Annotated in this window: 22 protein-coding genes; 7 read left to right on the top strand and 15 right to left on the bottom strand. The window is 52.6% G+C overall.

Features of this window, described 5'->3' with window-relative positions; translation table 11 throughout:
- Positions 1-40: 40 nt before the first annotated feature.
- Positions 41-511: a hypothetical protein gene (locus tag IMCC3135_RS16185; protein ID WP_088918568.1), complete on the top strand. Its 471-nt coding sequence runs from the start codon at positions 41-43 to the stop codon at positions 509-511.
- A gap of 46 nt (positions 512-557) precedes the next feature.
- Here the strand turns inward: IMCC3135_RS16185 and IMCC3135_RS16180 are convergent, their stop codons facing one another.
- From IMCC3135_RS16180 to IMCC3135_RS16135, 10 genes are all read right to left on the bottom strand, one after another.
- Positions 558-1,307, bottom strand: a complete 750-nt coding sequence (locus IMCC3135_RS16180) for a phosphate/phosphite/phosphonate ABC transporter substrate-binding protein (RefSeq protein ID WP_088918567.1) — start codon at positions 1,305-1,307, stop codon at positions 558-560.
- A gap of 15 nt (positions 1,308-1,322) precedes the next feature.
- Positions 1,323-1,841 carry a tetratricopeptide repeat protein gene (locus tag IMCC3135_RS34735; RefSeq protein WP_205738080.1) on the bottom strand — a complete coding sequence of 173 codons (519 nt, stop codon included), beginning with the start codon at positions 1,839-1,841 and terminating at the stop codon, positions 1,323-1,325.
- A gap of 5 nt (positions 1,842-1,846) precedes the next feature.
- The gene (locus IMCC3135_RS34730; protein WP_205738079.1) at positions 1,847-2,002 is read right to left on the bottom strand and encodes a hypothetical protein; all 156 of its coding nucleotides are present in this window, start codon (positions 2,000-2,002) and stop codon (positions 1,847-1,849) included.
- 238 nt (positions 2,003-2,240) lie between these two features.
- Positions 2,241-3,494 carry an alpha/beta hydrolase gene (locus IMCC3135_RS16170; RefSeq protein WP_088918566.1) on the bottom strand — a complete coding sequence of 418 codons (1,254 nt, stop codon included), beginning with the start codon at positions 3,492-3,494 and terminating at the stop codon, positions 2,241-2,243.
- A 398-nt stretch (positions 3,495-3,892) separates the two neighbouring features.
- Positions 3,893-4,675: an aldolase/citrate lyase family protein gene (locus IMCC3135_RS16160; RefSeq protein ID WP_088918564.1), complete on the bottom strand. Its 783-nt coding sequence runs from the start codon at positions 4,673-4,675 to the stop codon at positions 3,893-3,895.
- A gap of 50 nt (positions 4,676-4,725) precedes the next feature.
- Positions 4,726-5,526, bottom strand: coding sequence for a 2-oxo-hept-4-ene-1,7-dioate hydratase (hpaH, locus tag IMCC3135_RS16155; RefSeq protein ID WP_088918563.1), 801 nt, complete (start codon positions 5,524-5,526; stop codon positions 4,726-4,728).
- Positions 5,523-6,377: a fumarylacetoacetate hydrolase family protein gene (locus IMCC3135_RS16150; RefSeq protein ID WP_088921886.1), complete on the bottom strand. Its 855-nt coding sequence runs from the start codon at positions 6,375-6,377 to the stop codon at positions 5,523-5,525. Before IMCC3135_RS16150 ends, hpaH begins: the two co-directional genes overlap by 4 nt.
- Before the next feature lie 69 nt (positions 6,378-6,446).
- Positions 6,447-7,301, bottom strand: coding sequence for a 3,4-dihydroxyphenylacetate 2,3-dioxygenase (gene hpaD / locus IMCC3135_RS16145; protein ID WP_088918562.1), 855 nt, complete (start codon positions 7,299-7,301; stop codon positions 6,447-6,449).
- 34 nt (positions 7,302-7,335) lie between these two features.
- Positions 7,336-8,844: a 5-carboxymethyl-2-hydroxymuconate semialdehyde dehydrogenase gene (gene hpaE, locus IMCC3135_RS16140; protein ID WP_088918561.1), complete on the bottom strand. Its 1,509-nt coding sequence runs from the start codon at positions 8,842-8,844 to the stop codon at positions 7,336-7,338.
- Between the two features lie 3 nt (positions 8,845-8,847).
- Positions 8,848-9,231, bottom strand: coding sequence for a 5-carboxymethyl-2-hydroxymuconate Delta-isomerase (locus tag IMCC3135_RS16135; protein WP_088918560.1), 384 nt, complete (start codon positions 9,229-9,231; stop codon positions 8,848-8,850).
- A gap of 120 nt (positions 9,232-9,351) precedes the next feature.
- Here IMCC3135_RS16135 and hpaR point away from each other — a divergent pair, with 120 nt between their 5' ends.
- The 5 genes from hpaR to IMCC3135_RS16110 all read left to right on the top strand — a co-directional run bounded on the left by hpaR (position 9,352) and on the right by IMCC3135_RS16110 (position 14,853).
- Positions 9,352-9,789 (top strand): homoprotocatechuate degradation operon regulator HpaR, encoded by a 438-nt coding sequence (hpaR, locus tag IMCC3135_RS16130; RefSeq protein ID WP_088918559.1) that lies wholly within the window; start codon positions 9,352-9,354, stop codon positions 9,787-9,789.
- 186 nt (positions 9,790-9,975) lie between these two features.
- The gene (locus IMCC3135_RS34725; RefSeq protein ID WP_088918558.1) at positions 9,976-10,350 is read left to right on the top strand and encodes an aminotransferase class III-fold pyridoxal phosphate-dependent enzyme; all 375 of its coding nucleotides are present in this window, start codon (positions 9,976-9,978) and stop codon (positions 10,348-10,350) included.
- A gap of 158 nt (positions 10,351-10,508) precedes the next feature.
- A complete protein-coding gene (locus IMCC3135_RS16120) occupies positions 10,509-12,029 on the top strand; it encodes a delta-60 repeat domain-containing protein (protein WP_088918557.1) in 1,521 nt (506 codons plus the stop codon).
- Between the two features lie 102 nt (positions 12,030-12,131).
- The gene (locus IMCC3135_RS16115) at positions 12,132-13,382 is read left to right on the top strand and encodes an imelysin family protein (RefSeq protein ID WP_088918556.1); all 1,251 of its coding nucleotides are present in this window, start codon (positions 12,132-12,134) and stop codon (positions 13,380-13,382) included.
- Positions 13,383-13,446: 64 nt separating this feature from the next.
- Positions 13,447-14,853 carry an HTTM domain-containing protein gene (locus IMCC3135_RS16110; protein WP_205738078.1) on the top strand — a complete coding sequence of 469 codons (1,407 nt, stop codon included), beginning with the start codon at positions 13,447-13,449 and terminating at the stop codon, positions 14,851-14,853.
- Between the two features lie 9 nt (positions 14,854-14,862).
- Here IMCC3135_RS16110 and IMCC3135_RS35245 read toward each other — a convergent pair whose 3' ends face one another.
- The 3 genes from IMCC3135_RS35245 to IMCC3135_RS16100 form a co-directional block, all read right to left on the bottom strand.
- Positions 14,863-14,988: a hypothetical protein gene (locus tag IMCC3135_RS35245; protein WP_257790412.1), complete on the bottom strand. Its 126-nt coding sequence runs from the start codon at positions 14,986-14,988 to the stop codon at positions 14,863-14,865.
- Positions 14,989-15,110: 122 nt separating this feature from the next.
- On the bottom strand, positions 15,111-15,593 hold the full coding sequence (locus tag IMCC3135_RS16105; RefSeq protein WP_157736032.1) for a methyl-accepting chemotaxis protein: 483 nt from the start codon (positions 15,591-15,593) through the stop codon (positions 15,111-15,113).
- The gene (locus IMCC3135_RS16100) at positions 15,574-16,029 is read right to left on the bottom strand and encodes a type 1 periplasmic-binding domain-containing protein (RefSeq protein WP_088918554.1); all 456 of its coding nucleotides are present in this window, start codon (positions 16,027-16,029) and stop codon (positions 15,574-15,576) included. Before IMCC3135_RS16100 ends, IMCC3135_RS16105 begins: the two co-directional genes overlap by 20 nt.
- 403 nt (positions 16,030-16,432) lie before the next feature.
- On the opposite strand from IMCC3135_RS16100, the gene IMCC3135_RS16095 reads away from it, so the two are divergent.
- On the top strand, positions 16,433-18,787 hold the full coding sequence (locus IMCC3135_RS16095; protein WP_088918553.1) for a methyl-accepting chemotaxis protein: 2,355 nt from the start codon (positions 16,433-16,435) through the stop codon (positions 18,785-18,787).
- Positions 18,788-18,798: 11 nt separating this feature from the next.
- Here the strand turns inward: IMCC3135_RS16095 and IMCC3135_RS16090 are convergent, their stop codons facing one another.
- Positions 18,799-21,024 (bottom strand): ATP-binding protein, encoded by a 2,226-nt coding sequence (locus IMCC3135_RS16090; protein ID WP_088918552.1) that lies wholly within the window; start codon positions 21,022-21,024, stop codon positions 18,799-18,801.
- 26 nt (positions 21,025-21,050) lie between these two features.
- On the bottom strand, positions 21,051-21,833 hold the full coding sequence (locus IMCC3135_RS16085) for a substrate-binding periplasmic protein (protein WP_157736031.1): 783 nt from the start codon (positions 21,831-21,833) through the stop codon (positions 21,051-21,053).
- Between the last annotated feature and the right edge of the window lie 91 nt (positions 21,834-21,924).

Here is a 21,924-nt window from a genome sequence, read left to right as displayed (position 1 = left end):
GACAAGCTCACTCTTCCTGTCAACTACTGGAGCATTCCCCATGTATTTACTTCGTACTGTTGCAATTGCAACCGCCCTGACTACTTTCGGCCTTACCGGATGTGCACAGATGCCCGTCGGGCACGACACCCAACGTCCAGATGCCGCATCCACGAAAAAGATGTCAATGGACGGTTCCGACGCGCAGTTGGCTCGCATGGACGAGCAGATGACGGTCATGCAGGCAATGCACGACAAGATGATGGAGGCCAGGACACCGGAGGAGCGAAGCGCCATGATGGCGGAGCATAAGAAGGTCATGCAGAACAGCATGACCATGATGGGTGAAATGGGCTCTGGCGACATGATGGACAAGGGTGACATGAAAGACAAGCCCGACATGCAGGACAAGGACCCGATGCATGGTGACATGGGCAATCACCACAAGATAATGGAAAAGCGCATGCAGATGATGCAATCCATGATGCAGATGATGACGGACCACATGGCCGCAAGTTCGAACAAGTCTTAAAGAATGACGAGAAGTGACCAGGATCAGCTGGATACAAAGTCCCGAATCACGAACCCGGTGTCGGATTCTGCAACGCCAGGTAGTCCTCTTTGGGAATGGATACCAGTCCGAGGATTCCCAGCAGATCTTTGTCTTCGTCTTGCAACTGAGCGAATGCCCGTTCAACGGCTGTGAAAATAACCACAGGATCATTGCCTTTTGCCGTAATCAGCGGCAACCCTGGCGTCGGTGCCGTCCACTCCAGAACACGCAAGTTGGCGGCGAAAGGCTCGTACTTTGACATAAGCCGCCAGGACACCGCATCCAGCGATGCGATATCTGCTTGCCCCTGAGCCACCGCTCGGGCGCTCTCCAGGTGCTGCTCTGTGTGCAAGCGATTCTCGAACCAGAATCCGTGCGGTTCAAGATGCCAGAATGGCGCCGCATAACCGGATTGAGAAAAGCTCTGGTTGTAGGCAAATGTGGAGCTACGAAACTCGGGTAACTCATGGCGTGGGTCGTCATGTCTGACAACCAGGGCGCTACGGTAGAACCCGGGCGGGCAATCCATCAGGCCATAGTCCGGCGTACCGACCAGCTCCACATTCTCATGCAACCACGTTCGATAAGGCATGCCGCAGGTCTGGCTAAGCACGAGCTCAGGATGCTCCCACACAATATTTTCGTCGGTATCCTGCGACAATTGCGCTGGAGCGTCCAAGCCTGCATCATGCAAATTCTTGCGGATCAATCCCCACAGGCGACTATGCGCTTCAACAAGTTGTGGACGTTGGTACATGGCTAAACTGGCGATCATGGAATACGTTCTCCTTCAGGAATTACAGCAAACTGCAGCTCTGCACAGGCAGGATGAGGTGACGGGAACATCCGTTTTTGTCAGTGCATACACAAGTTTTGCCTCAAAAAATGGCAACTCTTCAGTGTCGCCTCTGGCACGCAGACATTCCACCAATCCGTGCAGAGCCCATACATTGTCCGGATGTTGTGCACAGCGTTGTAGCTTGCCGTTCACCCCCAGGTCCGTACGATAGACCTCTTCCGCCTCCTCGTGTTGCCCTTGCTCGGCCAACAAAGCTGCCAGAGCATGACGCGGTGGGTGCATCCACGCCCATGGCTCGGTGTACCCAAGGTTATCATCCCGATAAACGCTTTCACGCAAATGCTTAAAAGCAATCTCATGGTTGCCTTTGTGATACTCCAACTCACCGTCCAGCATCTCTTCTGCCACCGCAAGAATAGACTGCGCGGTGTTATTGAAAAATTTCCTGTCCTCTGGAATACGCTTCACAGCCGCATGAAACTTAACCCGTTCTGCCTCTGCGATAGACAAGTTCTTCAATGCGGCATGCGCAACACCCTGGCATAGATATGCAAATGCAGAATGGCCGGATGCTGCTGTTCACCGGCCGCCTCTTTCATCGCGATAGAGCGTTCAATCACAGACAACGCTTCGAAGGTGTCAGCACGAGCAGCCGGCACGCCGTGCTTCACATCCCATAGCTGCCATTGCTTTGAGAAAGCATTTCACACCTTCCTCATGATTAAACCCATAACACCAATTCAGCCCAACATTGAACCAGCGCTGAGATTCAGCAGAAGCAGTTGAAATCAGTTTTGTGTGATTTCCCAGATCAAATCGATTCATCAGTCTTGCCGGAAAAAATGCAAAGCGTACAGCATCGCGTCGGGTACTGTTTCAGGAAGGTGTCGAGGTATCTCTAAGTAAAACTCAAAGACCGTTATCGAGCTCGCTCAAAAACGCACTGATAGCCGTTTCCATTTGCGCATATTCCGGGTTGAATGTGGAAATGGCTGTCGGTGGTTCAGCACCGACTTCTGGCAACTTGCTCCAGTCGGCGTACCAGACCTTTTCAGCATCGCTGCACCGCTTCGCATCGCCAAGATCGCGTCCATCAGTAGCACCACAGCCTCGATAATCGCCGTCGGCTCCGTAATGTGGATTGTCAGGGGCTATATGCACAGCCAGATGAGTCAGCCCCGTAACGCGGTATTCAAGGTTGGTCCCCGGAATCCATTGCACATCAGGTTGCGGTGCCTCCGGGCTTTGATCCGAATAGAAGTTGATAACGCGTGAGCGCGGATCGCTGGCGTACTCCAGCACAAACGCCTGATTGTCGACAGGCACGGTACTGCTGTCGTCCCGGCTCTGAATCAACATCCAGGGCTGATCATAGCCCTTGCGTTGTTCAATCAACGCGTTCATTACTTTCAACCCACCGACCAACTCGGCCACGGCCCGTGTCGGCATGGACTCATAGCGTTGCGAGTCATCCGAGTTGCCCTTGTCGATCCACGGGTATACCCAATACAACCACGGCGCAAAGCGCGCAGAGGACATCGTCGAAATGTTATAGGCAGGCGATATGGCCAGCAGTGCATCAACCGGACTGTTCTCATCCAGAGCGACCGTCATTGTCGCTATTGCCCCGAGCGAGTAGCCAACCAGAACGACCCGATCGTGCTCGCGAGCCGCCTGCTCGGTCAGGTAACGCACGGTATTGGTCCAGTCTTCATGGGTCACTGCCAACAGATCACCAGCACGCGTGCCATGGCCTGGCAGCAATGCCGTGCGAGCGATGTAGCACTGCTTACTCAGTGACTGCGCAAGATCGCGCATCGCGAATGCGGTATCCGACAAACCGTGCACCAGAATGGCAATGCCAGCTACCTTTGCGCCACAGTGATCCGCCGCAGGGTATTCACGAGGAGCGGCACGCTCTATCTCCAGCTCGGCCTGAGACGGGTCATGCAGCAAGCGATGTGATTCGAGTCGCTGCCGGACATCAGCTACATAATCGGAGTAGTGATCACCGAGCAGTGAGGTATCAACATCAAGCCAGCCAGCAGGCTCAAGACTCTCTGCGGGGGCAAGGTTACCCTTTTGCGTTGCACATCCGATCAGCGTTGCCAGACTGACAGTGGCTGCAAATAGTAGAGATGTACGTCTTTTGCACGAAGGCATAATTGATTTTTCTGTTCAAAAAAGATCCGGATAGCACTGAGGAACGACCACCCAGACCATTATCATCTACGTATCAATCCTATTCCTCAACATAGCCGAATATAGCATTGTCAAATGTAGTCCTCGGCAATAAAATCCCGCGCCGCTGAAATATCATCAAGTGGAATTGGGTGTATTCAAGATCGTGCAGACCTGGCATGCTCGACATACCGACTCAAGCCGACATCAATGGTTCAGGAAGCTGGTGAAATCAGTGTCGAACGCAACGTCCTCAAGAGCAGAATTCAACTGAGCGCCAAGGCCTGCATCCGCGTACTTGATCAGCTGAGCGCAGGCCCACAATCCTCCAGAACCGAATCAAGCGTATTCAGCAGCAGGTCGGCATTCTCTCGGTGCGATTACGCTGGACGCAAGTGAGTAGAGGCTGACTGCGCCGCCTGCCGGATGGATCTGGCAAAGAGCGTAACGTCGATCTCGGTGGCAATGAATGTGGCGCCCAAGTCTCGGCAACTGGACTGCAGGTCGCGATCCAATGTAAGAATGCCCGCCGCTTTACCGGCCGTCACAATACGACCTATGGCGCTCAGCACGGCTTTCTTCACCTCGCTGGCTCCAGCCTGCCCGATGAACCCCATATCAGCGGCCAGATCAGAGGGGCCGATGAAGACGCCATCGATGCCCTCAACCGCAAGAATTTCATCCAGAGCGGCCAGGCCCTTGCAGCTTTCTACTTGTACTAGCAAGCAAATTTCATCACCGGCGCTCTGCAGATAATCCGGAATGGCGGCGAAATTGGATGCACGCGCCAGAGCAGAACCTACGCCGCGAACGCCATGAGGCGGGTACGTGACGGCATCGACCAGTTTCTGCGCCTGTTCTGCCGTGTCAACCATAGGGATAAGCAGAGTCTGGGCGCCGGCATCCAGCAATTGTTTGATGATCCAGGTCTCTCCAATGGGAGGACGAACAACAGCCTGGCTATCAGACGCGGCAATAATCTGCAGGTGGCGAATGATTGAGCGCAGATCATTGGGTGCGTGTTCAGCGTCGATCAACAACCAGTCGAAACCGGCACTTGCACTGATTTCTGCCACATACGGTTCTGCCAGACCCAGCCAACAACCAATTTGCAAATTTCCCTCTTGCAGCGCTGCCTTGAACGAATTGTGTGGTGCGGGCATTGATCCCTCTATTTTCAGAATGAATTTTTAACAGGAAGATATCGAACGGCTCAGTCGAACTGAACATCCACGAAACCAAAGGCTCCAAAGTCTGCATGGATCTGAGTATTCTCGGGACACTCCACAGGGCGGATGAAACTACCTGACAAAATGACCTGACCCGGTTCGATACTCTGTCCGTACTGGGCCATGCGGCGTGACAACCAGACCACGCTCTCGATCGGATCGTTCAGAACACCAGCACCCAGGCCGGTCTCCTCGATATCACCATTGCGAAAAGCCATGACCCCCACCCAACGAAGATCGACGGTTTCCACCTCATGTTTCTCTCGCCCCATGACGATACCGGCATTGGCGGCATTGTCACTGATGGTGTCGAACACCGTGCGCGCACGCCCAGTGTCAGTATCGGTGCGTTGTATACGTGTATCGAGAATTTCGATAGCCGGCGAAACATAGTCGGTTGCCGCGATCACATCGGCGCGGGTCACATCCGAGCCTCCTAGTGCCGACTTCATGACGAAGGCGATTTCTGCCTCTATCCGCGGTTGAATGAAGCGGCCCTTCTCTACCGTATCGCCGGTATTGAACAACATGTCGTCAAACAGAATGCCGCTGTCGGGCGTATCAATATTCAGCGCGTATTGCATGGCCTTCGAGGTCAAGCCGATTTTCCAGCCAATCACCTTTCGACCTTGTGCCAGCTTGGCCGTACTGATAGCTTTCTGAATCTCATAGGCATCATCCATCCCCATCTCGGGATGGCGTAATGTCAACAGTCCGATCTGTGCGCCCGTTTGTTCGGCCTTGAGTAGATCTTGGGCTGCACGAACATGCTCGTCGGGCGTCATGGCTGCTCATCCTCGACGCCATTGCGCAATGTGCCAATGCCCCCTACTTCAACTTCGATTACATCACCGGGAACCAGGTACCGCGGTGGATCGAAGCGTGCGCCAGCACCTGTCGGGGTACCCGTGACGATGATATCGCCCGGCTTTAGAGTCATGAATGTAGATATATAGGCAATCTCCTCCCTGATCGGAAACATCATTCGCGACAAGACGTCATCCTGACGAACCTGGCCATTGACTCTTGTAATAATGCGGGCATCATCCAGCTGACTGGCATTCTTGAACGGCACCAACCAGGGGCCGATGGCACCGGAACGATCCCAGTTCTTGCCTTGGGTGACGTTGAACTTGGCATGGCGCACCCAGTCACGAATCGTACCTTCGTTGCACAGTGTCAAGGCTGCAATATGATCGTAGGCGTCGACTTGTGAAATACGCCGCCCCTGCTTACCGATGACAATGGCTACCTCACCTTCGTAATCCAGTGTGTGGTTTTCCGGCGGACGTATCAGATTCTGTTCATGGCCTGTAAATCCGGACGCAAACCGCGGGAACAGAGACATGTGTTTCGGCTGCGTACTGCCATCCTTGTATTCTGCATTGCGGTCAGGGAAATTAACACCGACACACAGGATGCGCGGCGTATCGGGCAGCACCATTTCGAATTGATAGTCATGATGGGTGACGCTGGCTGAGCTGGCCGCAGCCTCCAGTTGATCCAGAGCGCCTGCCTGTATGACACTGAGCAGCGTCGGCCACCGGGGGAACAAGGCACTCAGATCGATCATCCCTGTGTCGGTAACAGCACCATAGAAGGTGTCACCGTTTACAGAATAGGTTGCATAGCGCACTGTCATTCTCCGTCGTTGTTTTCGATTCCACCAAAGTAAAAGTACTTCAGTTGCATGACTGCGAGTGTATTACTGAACCGGAAAAATGACGTTAGTCTGCCCGGTGCCAGAGGAAGGGAAGTACTCGGTAATCACTTCACAGTTGGCCGTATAGCTATCCCAACCCAGAGCACCGTAGAGCATGGCTGTGTCGTGCATACCGCCTTCGCCATAACACAACTGTGCGTAATCACCCAGCATCTTGAGGAAGGTGTCGTGTTCGCCGTTCTTCCACATCTCCAGTACACGCAGATCCATCTGACGATTGAATTCGGAACTGATGGTGAAGGTGCCGTTGTTGTCGGCGTACTCCTTGTTAGCCCACATCTTGTGTGACAGTGAACCACTAGCCAACAACAGCACTTTGCTGTCCGAGGCTTCGACCGCCTCACGAATAGCTTCTCCCATCAGGCGGCTTTCATCATGAGCATGAGTACTCGCCCAGGCGGCTACCGAGACGACCTTCATGTCATGCTCACGACTCATGAAGCGCATTGGAACCAGGCTGCCATACTCCAACTCCAGGCTCTCCAGATGGTGCACCAGGGTATAGGCGCCCTTGTCGGTGGCAATGCTGGCTATCGCATCGCCCAGCTCAGGATTGCCTTGATAGTCATAGTCCAGATCCTGAATGAATTGCGGAAACTCATTGGAGGTGAACAGCCCCTTGAAATGCTTATAGGCATTGATATGAAAACCGGCGTTAATCATCCAGTGGGTGTCGCAGATCACGACAGTATCCACTCCCAGCGCTTTGGCACGCCGCGCAATTTCACGATGCCCGTCAATCGCCGGTTGTCGTGTTCCCTTGATACGCCCCTCTTGCTCAGACATCAGCAATGTGGGTACGTGAGTTACCTTGGCGGCAAGTACTATTTCTCCCATGACCTTATTCCTTCTACAGTTGATTAGTGTGGAATCAAGCGCCGAGACGCATCATCGAATGCTGACCGATGGCAAACCCGATATGTTTCTGCTCCATATAGAACTCGAAACTCCAGTCGCCACCATCACGACCGATACCACTGGCCTTGACGCCACCAAAGGGCGTGTGCAGATGGCGAACGTTCTCTGAATTCACCCAGATCATCCCCGCTTCCAGCTTGTCGGTGAATCGCAGGGCACGCGTCAAATCGTTGGTCCAGACGTAACCGGTCAGGCCGTACTGCGTATCGTTGGCTATGCTCAGCGCTTCTTCCTCGGTGGAGAATGGAATCGATGTCAGCACCGGACCAAAAATCTCCTCCTGGGCAATACGCATCTGGTTGTTGGCTCCGGTAAACAGCGTGGGGCGAATGAAATAGCCCTGCTCGCCGACCGTCTCGCCACCAGCGGCCACCGTTGCACCACCCTGCCGAGCAATATCGAAGTAGGAGACAACCTTGTTGTAATGCTCTTCTGATACCAGCGGACCTATTTCAGTAGCCGGATCCAGCGGATGACCCACCTTGATGTTATTGACCCGTTCGATCAACTTCGCTTCAAACTCCTCACGAATTGTGTCCTGCACCAGTAGTCGGGACGAAGAGGTGCATCGTTCGCCATTGACCGAATAAATCATGAAAATCACGGCATCCAGAGCACGCTCCAGATCAGCATCGGCAAACACGATGACCGGATTTTTCCCACCCAGCTCCAGATGCATTCGCTTCAGCGTATCGGCGCCCTGTTTGGTAATCATTGAACCGGTACGACTCTCACCGACGAAGGCAATGGCCTTGATGGCCGGGTGTTCGGTCAAACGCTTACCCGCGTCATGACCATATCCGTTCACGGTATTGAGAACCCCCTTGGGCAATCCTGCCTCTTCAGCGATCTCCACCAGAAGCCGCGCCGTCAGAGGAGAATCTTCTGCTGGTTTGTGCACCACGGTGCAACCGGAGGCCAGTGCCGGGGCTATCTTCCATGTCGAGAGCATGAAAGGGGTGTTCCACGGCGTGATAACACCCACGGGGCCCAACGGCACGCGTGTAGTGACATTCATGAGTGTGGGTGACTTCAGGTGCTTGCCGTCTCTGGCCTGCACGATCTGATCAGCGAAATAGCGAAAATTCTCAGCGCCACGCAGAGCCGCTTTGGACATGAAACGTATGGTCTGGCCAGTGTCCCAGCACTCACATAAAGCAATTTCCTCGGCACGCGCCTCAATGGCATCTGCCACATTCAACAGGATTCTGCGTCGTTCGGTAGCCGGCATGTCACGCCAAGCGGGAAAAGCGGTGGCAGCAGCTGTTGCCGCATCGTCTATATCAGCTTCCGCACCTCGGGCCACATCACAGATGATGCTTTTGTCCACCGGTGATTTCAATTGAAAAACGCCAGCCGAGCCCTGACGATCGACTCCATCGATTCGATTCAGGATTCCGCTGGCTTTGTAGCGAGCCAGATAGCCGGTCAGTTTCTCGACATTCTGTTCAAGTACGTTCATGAATTATGTCTCCAAGTGTTCTCTGATGGTGCCGATTTTGGGAGAAAGATCAGGGTCGATATCACGCAGCTCCAGAGACAAGGCAATGGATTGCGTTTGCATCGCACTTTCCAGATAAACACGTGCTGCTTCGAACACTCTCTGTGCTGCATCCTGCTTGACGCTGGCAACTCGCCCACCCCGCATGCGTATGGAAATATCAACAAACCCATGCTTGTCATTACCGTCGGCAATTGCGTAATGATCTACACGAATGGCCCGTACTCGTATACCCGCAAGCGGAAACGTGTCTATCTTGGCCGCCTGGGCTCTGATGTGTTCGCACAAGCCACCGATATCCACAACGGCTTCCAGGTTGCCCGAGTAATCAATTTGAAAATGAGGCATGAGATTTGTTTAATATGTTAATAATTGTTATGTTAAGTATTTATTTTGAATTTGTCAATCGACAACCCTCCAGTTTTTTTTACCTATAAAATCGAGCCAGCAAGCAATCGAACGGACCCAATGAAGAACAAGCTACCCTCGCCCTCCAGATCCCTACCCATTGCGCTGATCCGTGCGCGAGAGGGTGTCATGCCACCAATTCGTGAAATGCTGGCAGAGACAGGGATAACCGAACAGCAGTGGCGGGTGCTTCGGGTTCTGGCTGAATATGGATCTCAAGACACCTCGACCCTGGCGGATCGTGCCTGCCTGCTGTTCCCAAGCCTGACCCGAATAGCGCAAACCATGAACAAGAAAGGTCTGATCAGTGTTTGCAGGGATGAGACTGACAGACGACGTCAGATAATCAGCATCACCGGAACTGGACAGAAGATCATTGACGACAACACTGAACAAGCAGCGCTGATCGTGGAAGGATTCAAGGAGACATTGGGCAAGAAGAATTACGAACAGCTACTCGACCTGTTGGCCATGCTTGATCCAAATAGGGACAATTAGCAGCGATAGAGATTTTTCAATATTTATTTGCCTTGTTAATCTTTATTTGCCAAGCCATGCCTGATGTAATCAAATCCATTGCCGGATCTCGGGTAGTACTTGTCATATAGAGCTGTCTCAAGGAGCACACGCATGAAAGGTCCAAACTTCCTCTAAGAAAACAATGCACGCCACTTCTGGCATCCCATGACATCACCAGAAGACAGTCAAACAACCCCACCCAAGATATGCGATCGTTACGGCATTTTGCTGATTACTGACGAAGTCATCACCGCCTTTGGCCGTACCGGCGCCTGGTCCGGTGCACGCCTGTGGGGCATCAAGCCCGATATGGGGTCTCCGAAAAGTTTGCAGCCTCAGGCGCCTCAGCCTACCTGGCGCGTCCAGACATGCATATCGCTGGACGCTGGTACAGAGCAACTTCAGAGAACATCATCGACGGATACCGCTCGGTTACATTCCGGGCAGGAGCGACTCAATGAATCATCCAGATCTGGAAAAAGTCTACGCATCGCTGGCACTCAAGATCGACGAGGTCGGCGAATGAGTCTGAGTCGCTGAAGCCACGACAAACTTCGAGTCAAATCGCAAATAGTAATGAGAACGAATATCATTACGTTTCGTATTCGTATACACTCCGTCATCGTACTTGATGCCGAAATGCACGTCGAACGGCCCCAGGACTTACACCCCTCCACGAATCAAGGAAATTCAAAGACATGAAAATTCAGCGATTAACTCTTCTGGTTATGTTGCTAAGCGGCATGCAGTTAGCGGCTTGTAGCTCCGATGATGACGATAATGATGTACTGCCTGAGGATGACACCACCGAACCTTCAGTCCCCGCAGTACCTGATGAGCCAACCGCGGACACGGGTGGGCTGCAAACACTCGCTGATATCTCAACCGATCGCGCCAACGACCTTCGTGGCCTGAGCTTCGCAGCCGATGGCAAGATCTACGCCTCTGGCTACTCTGGCAGCGATGATGCGCTACTCAAGACGGTTGTCGCCCGCTTTAATGTCGACGGCTCGCTGGACACCACATTTGGTGATGCCGGTATCGTGGAAGTCGATGTCGCGGTTGGCCGCGAAGAGCAATCACTGGGCATTGTTGAACTAGCCAATGGTGACGTTCTGGTATCAGTCAATGCCGTTGATGAAGATGGCGGCCAGTCAGTCTATCTACTGCGCTTTGATAACGTCGGTGCACAAGCAGTATCACCCGCCTGGGGCGATACAGAAGGCAAGGTGGAAGTTATCTACGGTTGGTCAAATACTGACAATGCAGCCTACGGTGGTGAAGATGCTCCCGAAGATACAGCGTTCGACATGAAGCTTGACAACTCGGGTGGCGGCGAACGTGTCGTACTGTTCGGTTATGGTGCGGCCACCCAGGACTCAGGGCGTATCGATCGTGACCGCTATGTTGTTCGACTCAATGCAACTGATGGCACTCCGGATACCGCTTTCAACGCAGGCAACGCATTCGCCTATCACAGCACCAGCGACTTCAACGATAACGGACGACGCGGACTGGTTGAATCTGACGGCTCTATCATGAGCATCGGCTACACCAATCTGGGCGAGGGTTATGCCAATCACGTGATTCTGTTCAAACTGAATGCAGACGGCACACTTGACAGTAATTTCGGTAACTTCATCGTACCTGAGAGCACTGGCACCGAGCTGGGCTTTGAGCCACAACCTGGCGTTGCTGTTTTCAACCCTTTCCGCGTCGACGGTGGATTTGCTGAAGCGTATTCAGCGGCACGTCAAAGCGACGGCAGCTACGTGACCACCGGTTATGGTCGCGCAACAGCTGAAGAAACACCATCCACACTTGGCTTCCAGACGTCTATAGAACAGGATGTGGTCTCCTTCCGGGTTGCGGGAACTGCACTTGACACATCATGGGGAAACAACGGCAACCAGGCTTTTCAAAGTGAAGGTCAGGACCGTGAAACCAACGAAGACCGTGGTCGACATATGGCCATTCTGGGAGACGATCGCACGGTACAAGTGGGTCGTTATGGTGGAACAGCGGCTATCTATGTTGTTACCAGCGAAGGACAACTGGACACACAAGTGGACGAGGACGGCATCATTGAACTGGGCCACGACACCATCGAGTCGCAGTTTTATGGCATCGCAGCATCTGCCGACGGCTCTCATGTCGCCGTGACCACCAATGGCGACGATAACGGTGCTCGACTGGTTGTACTCAACGTCAGTCAATAACGCTTTCGAGCGGCTATAGAAAGGGGCGTATTGCTCATCTGAACAATACGCCACTCGCAAGACCCCACCTTGAATCAATTCGATCTTTCTCCAGAGAATTCAATGCCTGCCTCATCCGCTGTTCTTGTAAAAAAGCGCCATCAATTCACAACAATTGCCACGCTTGTCATCTCCAGCATTCTGCTAAGTGCGTGCAGCGGTAGTGACAGCAATAACAACACACCGGTTGAGGACTTGGTTGGCGACGATGTTCGGCGCCTGATCCTGACTGACATCGGTGATGACATTTTCATGCCCGCTCTACGTGACTTCTCGGCCAAGGCACAGACACTGGATCTTGCCGTTACCGAACATGCCGGATCGCCCACAGATGCAACGCTGAAAAACGCTGCTCAATTGGCCTGGCGCGAAGCCATGCATAGCTGGCAATACCTGGAGCCCTTGCAATTGGGCCCTGCAGGTCTGTCAACAGGCCTTGACGGTACACGCGGTGGTGCCGATCTGCGTAGTGATATCTATTCATTTCCGCTGCTCAACACCTGCACCATTGAGGAGTTAGCCAGCAATGATCTCAGTGTGAGCGAAGGCTCTGCCGCCAATGCGACAGGGCTTGGCGCACTCGAATTCCTGCTCTTCAACGAACAGAGCGACCCCTGCTCTCTGGGCACACCGGCCACCGCGGCCCAGCGTGCCAACTATGCCGCCAGCGCAGCACTGCGCGTGCACAACGTAGCCGACGATCTGCTGCAGCGCTGGGAACCCGATGGTGGAAACTTTCTGGGTGAATGGAATACCGCCGGACTTACCAGCGAATTCTATTCGCTGCCACAAAACGCCCTGAATGCACTTTCCGTTGCCCTGTTCTATGTTGACAAGGCCACCAAGGATGTCAAGATTGCCAATCCAACCGGCATTGGTGCTAGCGACTTGCCAGCCTGCGACACCATCAGTTGCCCCGAACGCCTCGAGTCACGTTTGTCCGGCTCATCCGGTGACAACATCCAGGCCAATGTGCAGGTGTTCTACGATGTCTTTAATGGCGTCGACAACGGTCGTGGCTTGAATGATCTGCTGCGCGGTATCGACCGCGACGATCTGGCTGACGAGATCACCGCCGAACTTGATGCCGTGCTAGAGCATCTGGACACAATGCAACCTCAGTTCGATCTGGCCGTCGAAGCCATCACCGATGCCGACGCCTGCATCAATGGCACCGCCAACCCCGGTCCTGAAGCTCCGGCCGCCTGTGCATTGCATGGCTACCTCAAGATTGCCATGGATACCTTTCGTGGCCCTATAGCCGCCTCCTTGTCACTGGCAGCACCCAACAGTGCCGCTGGTGACAACGACTAGACACACCATCACCTCGAAGATCAGATAGATAGACAGACTCATTCAGCCCGGCGCAGATAATTTCTTGAACACCCTCAAAAAAGCTCTGGGGCAACTTGCCCAGCCAGTGGATATAGCGGCACTGGCAGTGTTTCGCATGCTCTTTGGCGCCATGATGTTCGGCGGCACCTTACGTTTCATGAGCAATGGCTGGGTGGAGACTCTGTATGTCCAACCAGACTTTCATTTCAAGTTCTGGGGCTTTGCCTGGGTACAGGTGCCCAACGAGACGGGCCTGTACTTGCTCTACAGCGGCATCGCTCTGAGTGCTGCCCTGATCGCCATTGGTGCATTCTATCGTGTGGCCATTATTGTCTTCTTCTGCCTGTTCGCCTATGCAGAATTGATGGATGTCACCTACTACCTCAATCACTACTACTTTGTCTGCCTGCTGGCCCTGATCCTGTGTTTTCTGTCGCCGCACAAGGCATGGTCGTTCGATGCCTGGCGCAAACCTGCGTTGCGCAGCAAACACCTGCCAGCCTGGCAACTGTGGTGGCTACGCTTTCAGGTTGCTCTGCTGTACTTCTACGCAGGGCTTGCCAAGTTTGAAACTGACTGGCTACTGCATGCCCAGCCTCTTAATATCTGGCTACCACCGCTGGGCGGCATGCCTGTGCTGGGCCCCTTGCTCGAGCTTCCCTGGGTGCACTTTGCCTTTTCATGGTTCGCCTTTGTATTTGACACCAGTATCGTGGCCTTCTTGCTGATGCGTAAAACGCGGGTTTACGCCTTTTTGGTGGTACTGGTTTTCCACCTCTTTACCCATCTGTTTTTCAATATTGGCCTGTTTCCTTTGATCATGGTACTGGCAGCCTCCTTGTTCTTTGATCCAGACTGGCCACGACGCTGGATCAACTATCTGAGTAGCTGGCACCGTCGAGCGGCATCGGTGCCCGGCACGGCTCTGGTTGTCAGGGGCGCCTCACCCTATCGCCTTTCAACGCTGCCCACGCTATCCATTCTGGCCTTCTGCCTGTTTCAGTTTCTGATGCCACTCAGGCACTGGTATTACCCCGGTACCGTCTTGTGGAATGAGCAAGGCATGCGTTTTTCCTGGCGAGTCATGTTGCGAGAAAAATCCGGGGCTCTGCAATATCGTGTTGTGCGCAGTGATGGCACCACGCACATCGTCACCCCCGGGGAATACCTCAACGAATTGCAGTTCAGAGAGATGGTCGGGCAGCCCGACTTGATACTACAATTGGCACACCGGATACGCGACGATTTCAACGCAGACGGTGTTGGCCCGGTCAAGGTCTTCGCAGATGCCACTGTTTCATTGAATGCACGCCCTGCTGCAAATCTGATCAAACCCGATGCCGACCTGGCTCAGGTAGAAGATGGGATGGCCATTGGGTCGTGGATCACCCTTGCACCGCAGCAGTCCCCGCCGTTACAACAGACCTTGAAACTGGCTGGGGGACAATAGCTCTTTGTGCTACAGATCGAACTGGCTTACCAGCTTCTCCAGATCCTGAGAAACAGCTGCCATTTGTGTGGAGGTCTGGCGTAACTGATTAACCCCTGTCAGAGTCTCTTTGGTCGCGCTGGCAACCTCCGACATACTCCTGGAGATTGTCTCACTGCCTTCTGCCGTGTTGGATATGATCTGCGAGATTTCAGAGGTCGCACTTGCCTGTTCACCGACCGCCTTGGCAACATTGGACTGTATCGTATAGATACGATCTACCGTTGCGCGTATTTTTGCAATTGATTCGGCAACACCACCACTATCGCTTTGAATGGCCGCGACCTGTTGGTACTCTGAGCAACATCAGCCGCTTCTTGTGCTACTTTTGTAGCGTTACGTGTATTTGCCGCAATATCGTTGGCAGTCTCGCTCATCTCCTGAATCGCTACAGCAACGTTGCGAACACCTGAACTGATGTCCTCGGAAGACTGGGATACCTGAATCGATTGCGATGAATTGTGCTGTGCATTGGTGGCAATGCTTTCACTGGCGTTGGACAGTGACGTTGACACGCTACTCAAGGTGGAGGCACTGCGGCTGATACTGGACATGCTCTCTGCGAATTGTTTGAAGACCTTCTCCAGCCTTTGCCCTATCAACCCGATGGCATCATCCCCCTTGACAGTCACAGGGCACAATAGCTTCCCTTGAGCTACCGAATCGACGGTGGCGAGTAACTCATCGACCCGTTTCTTCAAGGCTACTGAGCAGCAGTATGGAATCCATATAGGGGTGGAGCAACATGAAGCTTTCTATGGTATCGACGATAGGAACGTAATAGGTAACGCCGGTTACCAGGCCCTCAGGGCTCTGCATGCTTTTAATCGTTCCCAGCTTGACGGGATGGTTATTGCCGCCAATGAAAGAGGGAATGCTCGGCGGATAGTCTTTCAGATAGACCGAGCCACTTGAGCGCAAAATGATCTGTCCAGCCTTCTTCTCACTGGCGAATTTATTGACAACGGCATCCATCTCTTCGAGCGAGCCCAGTTCTCCGTGAATATCCAGCCTGATGGAAGGAGCGATCTCCTTGAGCCGATCCTGAACCCCTACCAGCACGGCGTTTGCCATGCCCGATTGTCCCATCCATGCAACGCCGATGTCTTGTGCAAACGAGACCTGACAGGCGAGCACGCTAATGGCGCTGATGAGAAGCTATATGAATAGAACGGGGTAATTTCATCGACAAATACCATGGCGTGATGATCGAAATGAAGGGAATTACAGACCTCCCCTATTCCGATCCTTAGCGGCCTTTGCGTAAGTAGCTTCAGTGAGTTGGTGTTAGTAAATTAGGAAGCCTTTGAGTGCCAAGCAGCTTGAAAATGTAACAACCCCGCCATCGTCGTGGCATTCAGTACCAGACTTCAACGCCGTTAGTAGGGTTGATTACCCCCAACAGAACGCTTCTCGTGGCGTATTTGATGAGATCAAGAATGCTCCACACACTATCGTATTTCTTTGCAGCACCCATTGTCATTCTGGCAGGCAATAGGTTCGCAATTATGATCTGGAGCCGCGACGAAACGAAGCTGTCATGTGGTTTATGAAAAATTTGAACCTGGGCATAAAATCCAAATTACTTATCGCATTCGGGGTGGTCGTAGGCACGACGTTACTTGCCAGCGGCATAGCCGTGAATTCATACAAAACGTTGTCCTCCTCACTTCGTGAAATTACCGAAGTCAGTGTTCCCCTCATGTCAGATTCCATGACCATGACGCAACTGGCCGTTGAACTCAATATGGCAATTCAGGCCCTATCCTCTGCTCACACGCAACAGGATAGAAAAAGCAGATACGAACACCTGAATGATATAAGCAGCAGGATTGTAGAGCAACTTGCAAAGCGAACGCTGCAGCACTACACAGCCCAGCAAATCGACAGAAGCAAGCAATCCATTACCTGGGTTCAGGATCAACTCCAACAACTGGATACAGCCGTCGGTGAAAAGATCAGCGCCTTGGACAATAGCAATGATCTGATGCGCCAGATACGTATCATTCAACGTCAACTTAATTCACAGTTGCTTTCTGCTTCCGGTAAACAGACGCATGAAGCGGATGCGCTCAGGAACAATGCTGAGGACCTGCTTCCTGAGCTTACGCGTGATGGAATCGCAAAGCTGGCAGCTTTGCTTGAACTTCGATCCGAAATAAATGCTGCGGCTGGCATTCTCGCTCAAGTCTCGCAAGTGAATGATTTGGCTGCCCTGGAAGAATTGAAAGAACAATACGAGTTATCGCAGGAGTTGATTGAAATAGGTCTGACCAAAACAGACAACAGTCAGGAAATGGTTGAAGTCACCAGAAAAATTGAAGACTTGTTTGCCCTGGGCAATGATAGTAGTGGTGTGTTCTATTCTCGTGTGCGGGGGTTAGTTGAAGAACAAACAATTCTGCAATCAGAACAAAAGATGAATGAATTCCAATCAACGGTCGTAACGCGCTTGATAAACTACGCGTTGAAAAATAGAGAGCAAGTGTCAAACGAAGGAAGCAAAGTCAACAGCCTGATCAATGCAAGCGAAATCCAGCTGATTGCTGTGTCTATCTTGAGCGTACTTGTTACCGTGTTGGTTTTCTGGCTGTTGATCTCCCGTAGCCTGTTAAAGCGATTGCTGCAGACCATTACTGCCCTGAAATCGCTTGCCAGCGGGCAATACGATGTATCCGTCTCTATCAGCGGTAATGACGAATTGACGGATCTTGCAAGAACAGTTGAAGTTTTTCAGCGAAACGCTATACAAGCACAGCAGCTGCAAGAAGAGCAGCAGCTTCAAGCCAAGCATCTACGACTGAAAGAACGCGAGCAAGTTGAAGAGGAACAACTCAAGCATACAGAACAAATTGAACTCCATGAAAAGGCACAGGCTGAGTCGGCCAGGCAACGCTCAGAGGCATTGCAGCTGCAGGAAAGAGTTGACCGATTGCTTGCCGCGGTTAGCGCTGCGGCAAATGGAGACCTTAATCACCCAATAGACACAAAGGGTGAGGATCTTGCCGGACAGATGGCTCGTTCTCTTGATGCTTTGTTCTCTGAGATGCGTTTAAGTATGCAGGGAATCAATAAAAATGCACATCAACTGAGTAATGCATCCAAACGACTCAGCGCATTATCGGGGGATATGAGTGGACTTTCAAAAGCGAGTGCAGACAACAGTCTCAAAGCTTCGGAAGTGTCCGATAGTGTTGATGCCGGCATCAGCCGCGCTGCAAATGCAACCGAAGAGCTCAGCGCCTCTATCAAGGCAATCGCCCGTAATACAGTGGAGGCGGAATCTGTCGTGATAGAGGCCGTTGGTCTTGTGCAAACCACTGATACAACAGTACGCAAGCTGGCAGAGAGTAGCGTAAGCATAAGCTCGGTGATCAAGGTAATTACATCAATTGCTGAGCAAACCAATTTGCTGGCACTGAACGCCACAATAGAGGCTGCCCGGGCAGGTGATGCAGGCAAGGGGTTTGCCGTTGTAGCAGGTGAAGTCAAGGAATTGGCCAAGGAGACAGCCAATGCAACCGAGCAGATTGAGACGCGTATCAGTGATATTCGCACCGATACGGAATCGGCTGTCACAGCCATACAATCGATATTTCACATCATCCAGCGTATCAGTGACATTCAGTCAGCCATATCGGTATCGGTCAATGAGCAGGCCGGCGTGACTCAGGAGATCAATCAATCGGTATCGCGCTCCGCTAATGGTAGTGAGGCCATATCACTGCTGATCAAGGATGTGGCCACTCAAGCTCAGGGTAATCAGGACGCATCGAATGATGTGGAAGCGGCTGCTCACGAGCTCTCAGACATGGCTGCGCATCTTCAACAACTGATATCACGATTCCAGAGCGAGGAACAGAATGCCAATCTGCAGTTGGCCAGGGTTGCCTGATCTGTGCGGCGCTAGGAGTCAGCCACCTGGCCAACAGCCTCTGACGCACTGGCGAATGCTGTGATCAGCTCTTTACGCGAGAAAGGCTTCTGCAACATGATGACGCCCTCATCCAGTCTACCCTGGTGAATGATGGCGTTTTCCGTATACCCCGACATATAGATGATCGCGGCATTCGGGTAGATAGCCTGCAAGCCTTTCACCACTTGCGGCCCCTTCATGCCATAGGGAAGAATGACATCACACAAAATCAGATCGATACGTGGAATATTTTCGATCATCTTGAAAACTGAATTACCGTCAGCCGCGCTGTGTACGACAGAACCCATCTGTTCCAGTTGTATCGTGAAGGTCTTTCGAAGATCTTCGCTGTCTTCCACCAGAAATACATGAAGACCATTGAACTGAGCGGCAGAGAGGCCCGTAAACTCCGGCCGCTCAACTTCCTGCTGGGCATTGACGCGCGGTAAATAGAGCTTCACGGTTGTTCCACGATCAAGTTCCGAATAGATCTTCAGGTGTCCGCCAGACTGTTTGACAAAACCGAATGCCATCGGTAGTCCCAACCCGGTACCCTCGCCCACATCCTTGGTCGTAAAAAATGGTTCCAGCGCCTGATTGATCGTAGCCGCGCTCATACCGCAGCCGGAATCGGTGATGGCGATACAGACGTATTGCCCCGCCTTAACTTCGTCATGTAATTCAGCGTAGCCTCTATCCAGCCTTGTATTACTGACATCTATGGTGAGCTTTCCTCCATCCGGCATGGCATCACGCGCATTGATCACCAGGTTAAGGAGCGCTGCCTCCAGCTGCGCCTTGTCTACCTCGGTGCGCCACAGCCCCCCGTCGGTGACAACTTCCAGATCCACACTCTCACCCACCGAAGTTCGTAAAAGCGAGAGCGACTCACGCACCAACCGGGATAGATCCAGCACTTCCGGACGCAGAGGCTGCTTGCGGGCAAATGCCAGCAACTGGTGGGTCAGTTCGGCACCAAGCCGTACGGCATGCTGGGAAGTATCGACATATCGTCGAGCAGATTCATCTGTGATAGTTTCAGCGAGCAGTTCCAGATTGCCAGAGATCACCGCCAGTATGTTATTGAAATCATGGGCCACTCCACCCGTCAGATTACCAATAGCCTTCACCTTCTGTGCATGCACCAGCGTGCTCTGCAGACGGTTGAGTTCCGTTACATCCTGGGCAACGGTACGCACCACAAAAGAATCACCTTCCCTGCCTGGAGCGACATCGTATAACTGTCTGATGTGTCGGTACTCACCTGAGTCGCTGGCAATTCTGAACAAGCCTTCGGTTGCATTGCCCATCAAAAGCTGCTTGCGTATCTGCACCCCCTGATCAAAATCCTCGGCATGCAGCCGCGTGCGAAGAATGTCATCACGAATTGACAGCTGCAGCATATCCTCGACGCTCTGGCCGAATATACTTGCGAAATTTTCGTCACATTCAATGATTTTGCCCGATTCAAAATCAAAGGATGCATAACCAATACCGGCTATCTGTGCAGCACCGAGTAGACGATCCTCTTTCGATTCGATAATGTTGTCGGCGTTCAGAATATGGTCACGCATGCCATGGATGGCGTGAACAAGACGATCAAGTTCGTCCTCCTCATGCTTTTTGTACCTTTTCCCTCGTTGCAGCTCTATTTTGAACTCGCTCCAGTTGCCATTCCACTTGTCCAGACCATTCGCAATCTCCAGAACGGGTGTAATCAAACGTGTGGTCAGCAGGTGCTGGATGATAAACGTCGTTGCCATGACTGCCAACGATGCAATAAACAGTGTTTGAAACATGCCGCTTCGGACCTTGGTCCAGATATTTTCACGACTCACCTGCAGCGTCAGCACACCGGTTTGTCGAACTGAATTTGACTCTTCATGTATCAGATCACGAGAATGCACATAGACTGACTCCTCCGGATCGACATGGCCCGCCTCGATCTTCAAGTATGGCCCTGCGTCAATGTGTACGGCGCTGACGACCCCCAAAGAAACGTATTCGTCGAGCAGAACCTGAAGAGTTTCGTGGTCAAGCTGCCAGAGCAGCTCTTCGATCAATACAGCACTGCTGTCGGCAAGACTCTGTATTCGTTGCTCAAGAGCATTGTTGCCTGCGTGATAGGTGATCGTACCAACCATCACGACGGCGACCAGTACCAGCGAAAATATCGGCAGCAACAGGCTCTTGTTCAGGGTTTTTTGAATACTCACGTCAGCTTGAATCTCCGAGCGGCCTATCAGCGGGACACGTTATAGCCAGCCAATATTGACTTCATCGTGCCGTCCTCTTTCATCGCAACCAGTTGCTTGACGAGAAGCGGCAACAGGCTTGCATGACGCTTGTGGAGGTGCAGATACAGATGCCGCTTGATATAAAACTCTGACACCTTCAGGTTCTGCAGACCGATTTGCCGGGCAATGTACTTCCCCGGAACTGTAGAGAAAAACACGATGTCCACTCGATCGCTTGCCAGCATTTCCATCAGCAAGCGTGGGTCGGACACCTTCTGCGTACGCTCATGTTCCTTGAAAAGTTCCTCTGCCTGTCTCCAACCGCGCATAAAGGCGAGACGATAGTCAAAGAAGTCTTCCACCGAAGTCACTACCATGTTGCTGCGCGTGTACATCCCAGACAGCTCCGTCGTCAGGAGCGGCTCTGGCAAGACCCGTAGATTGGAAAAGTCTGGCCCCTTCCTTGGAAATTTCAGACTTCTAAAAGGGATAACAGCAGCATCCAGAATTCCGGCATCGGCATCAGTCAAACCACGACGGGGAGGGGTCGGTATCAGCTCGCAGTCAATGCCGGATCGTGCAAACAGCTCTTTTAGAATTTTGTCCAGATAGCCATCACCCGCAGGTGCGGTGACCGGCGGCAAGCTGGTCACGGCTATTTTCAGTGGTTCTGAGTTCGGGTCAGCTGCGCTGGCCTGATGCGTGAAAGCAGTGCCGAATACAAACACCAATGCCAGCAGGACAAATACCCGAAAAAACCCATCAGGGCATAGACGCGACTGAGTCATATCCCCCCCTGTTTCCCGATTCAAACTCACGAGCACGCACTGTTTTGCCACCGATGTAAATACACACGGTAGATGGTATTGGTTTACGGAC

This window comes from Granulosicoccus antarcticus IMCC3135 (genome assembly GCF_002215215.1).
Lineage (GTDB): Bacteria > Pseudomonadota > Gammaproteobacteria > Granulosicoccales > Granulosicoccaceae > Granulosicoccus > Granulosicoccus antarcticus.
Note: the sequence above shows the minus strand (reverse complement) of the source record. Positions and strands in the feature narration are given on the sequence as shown.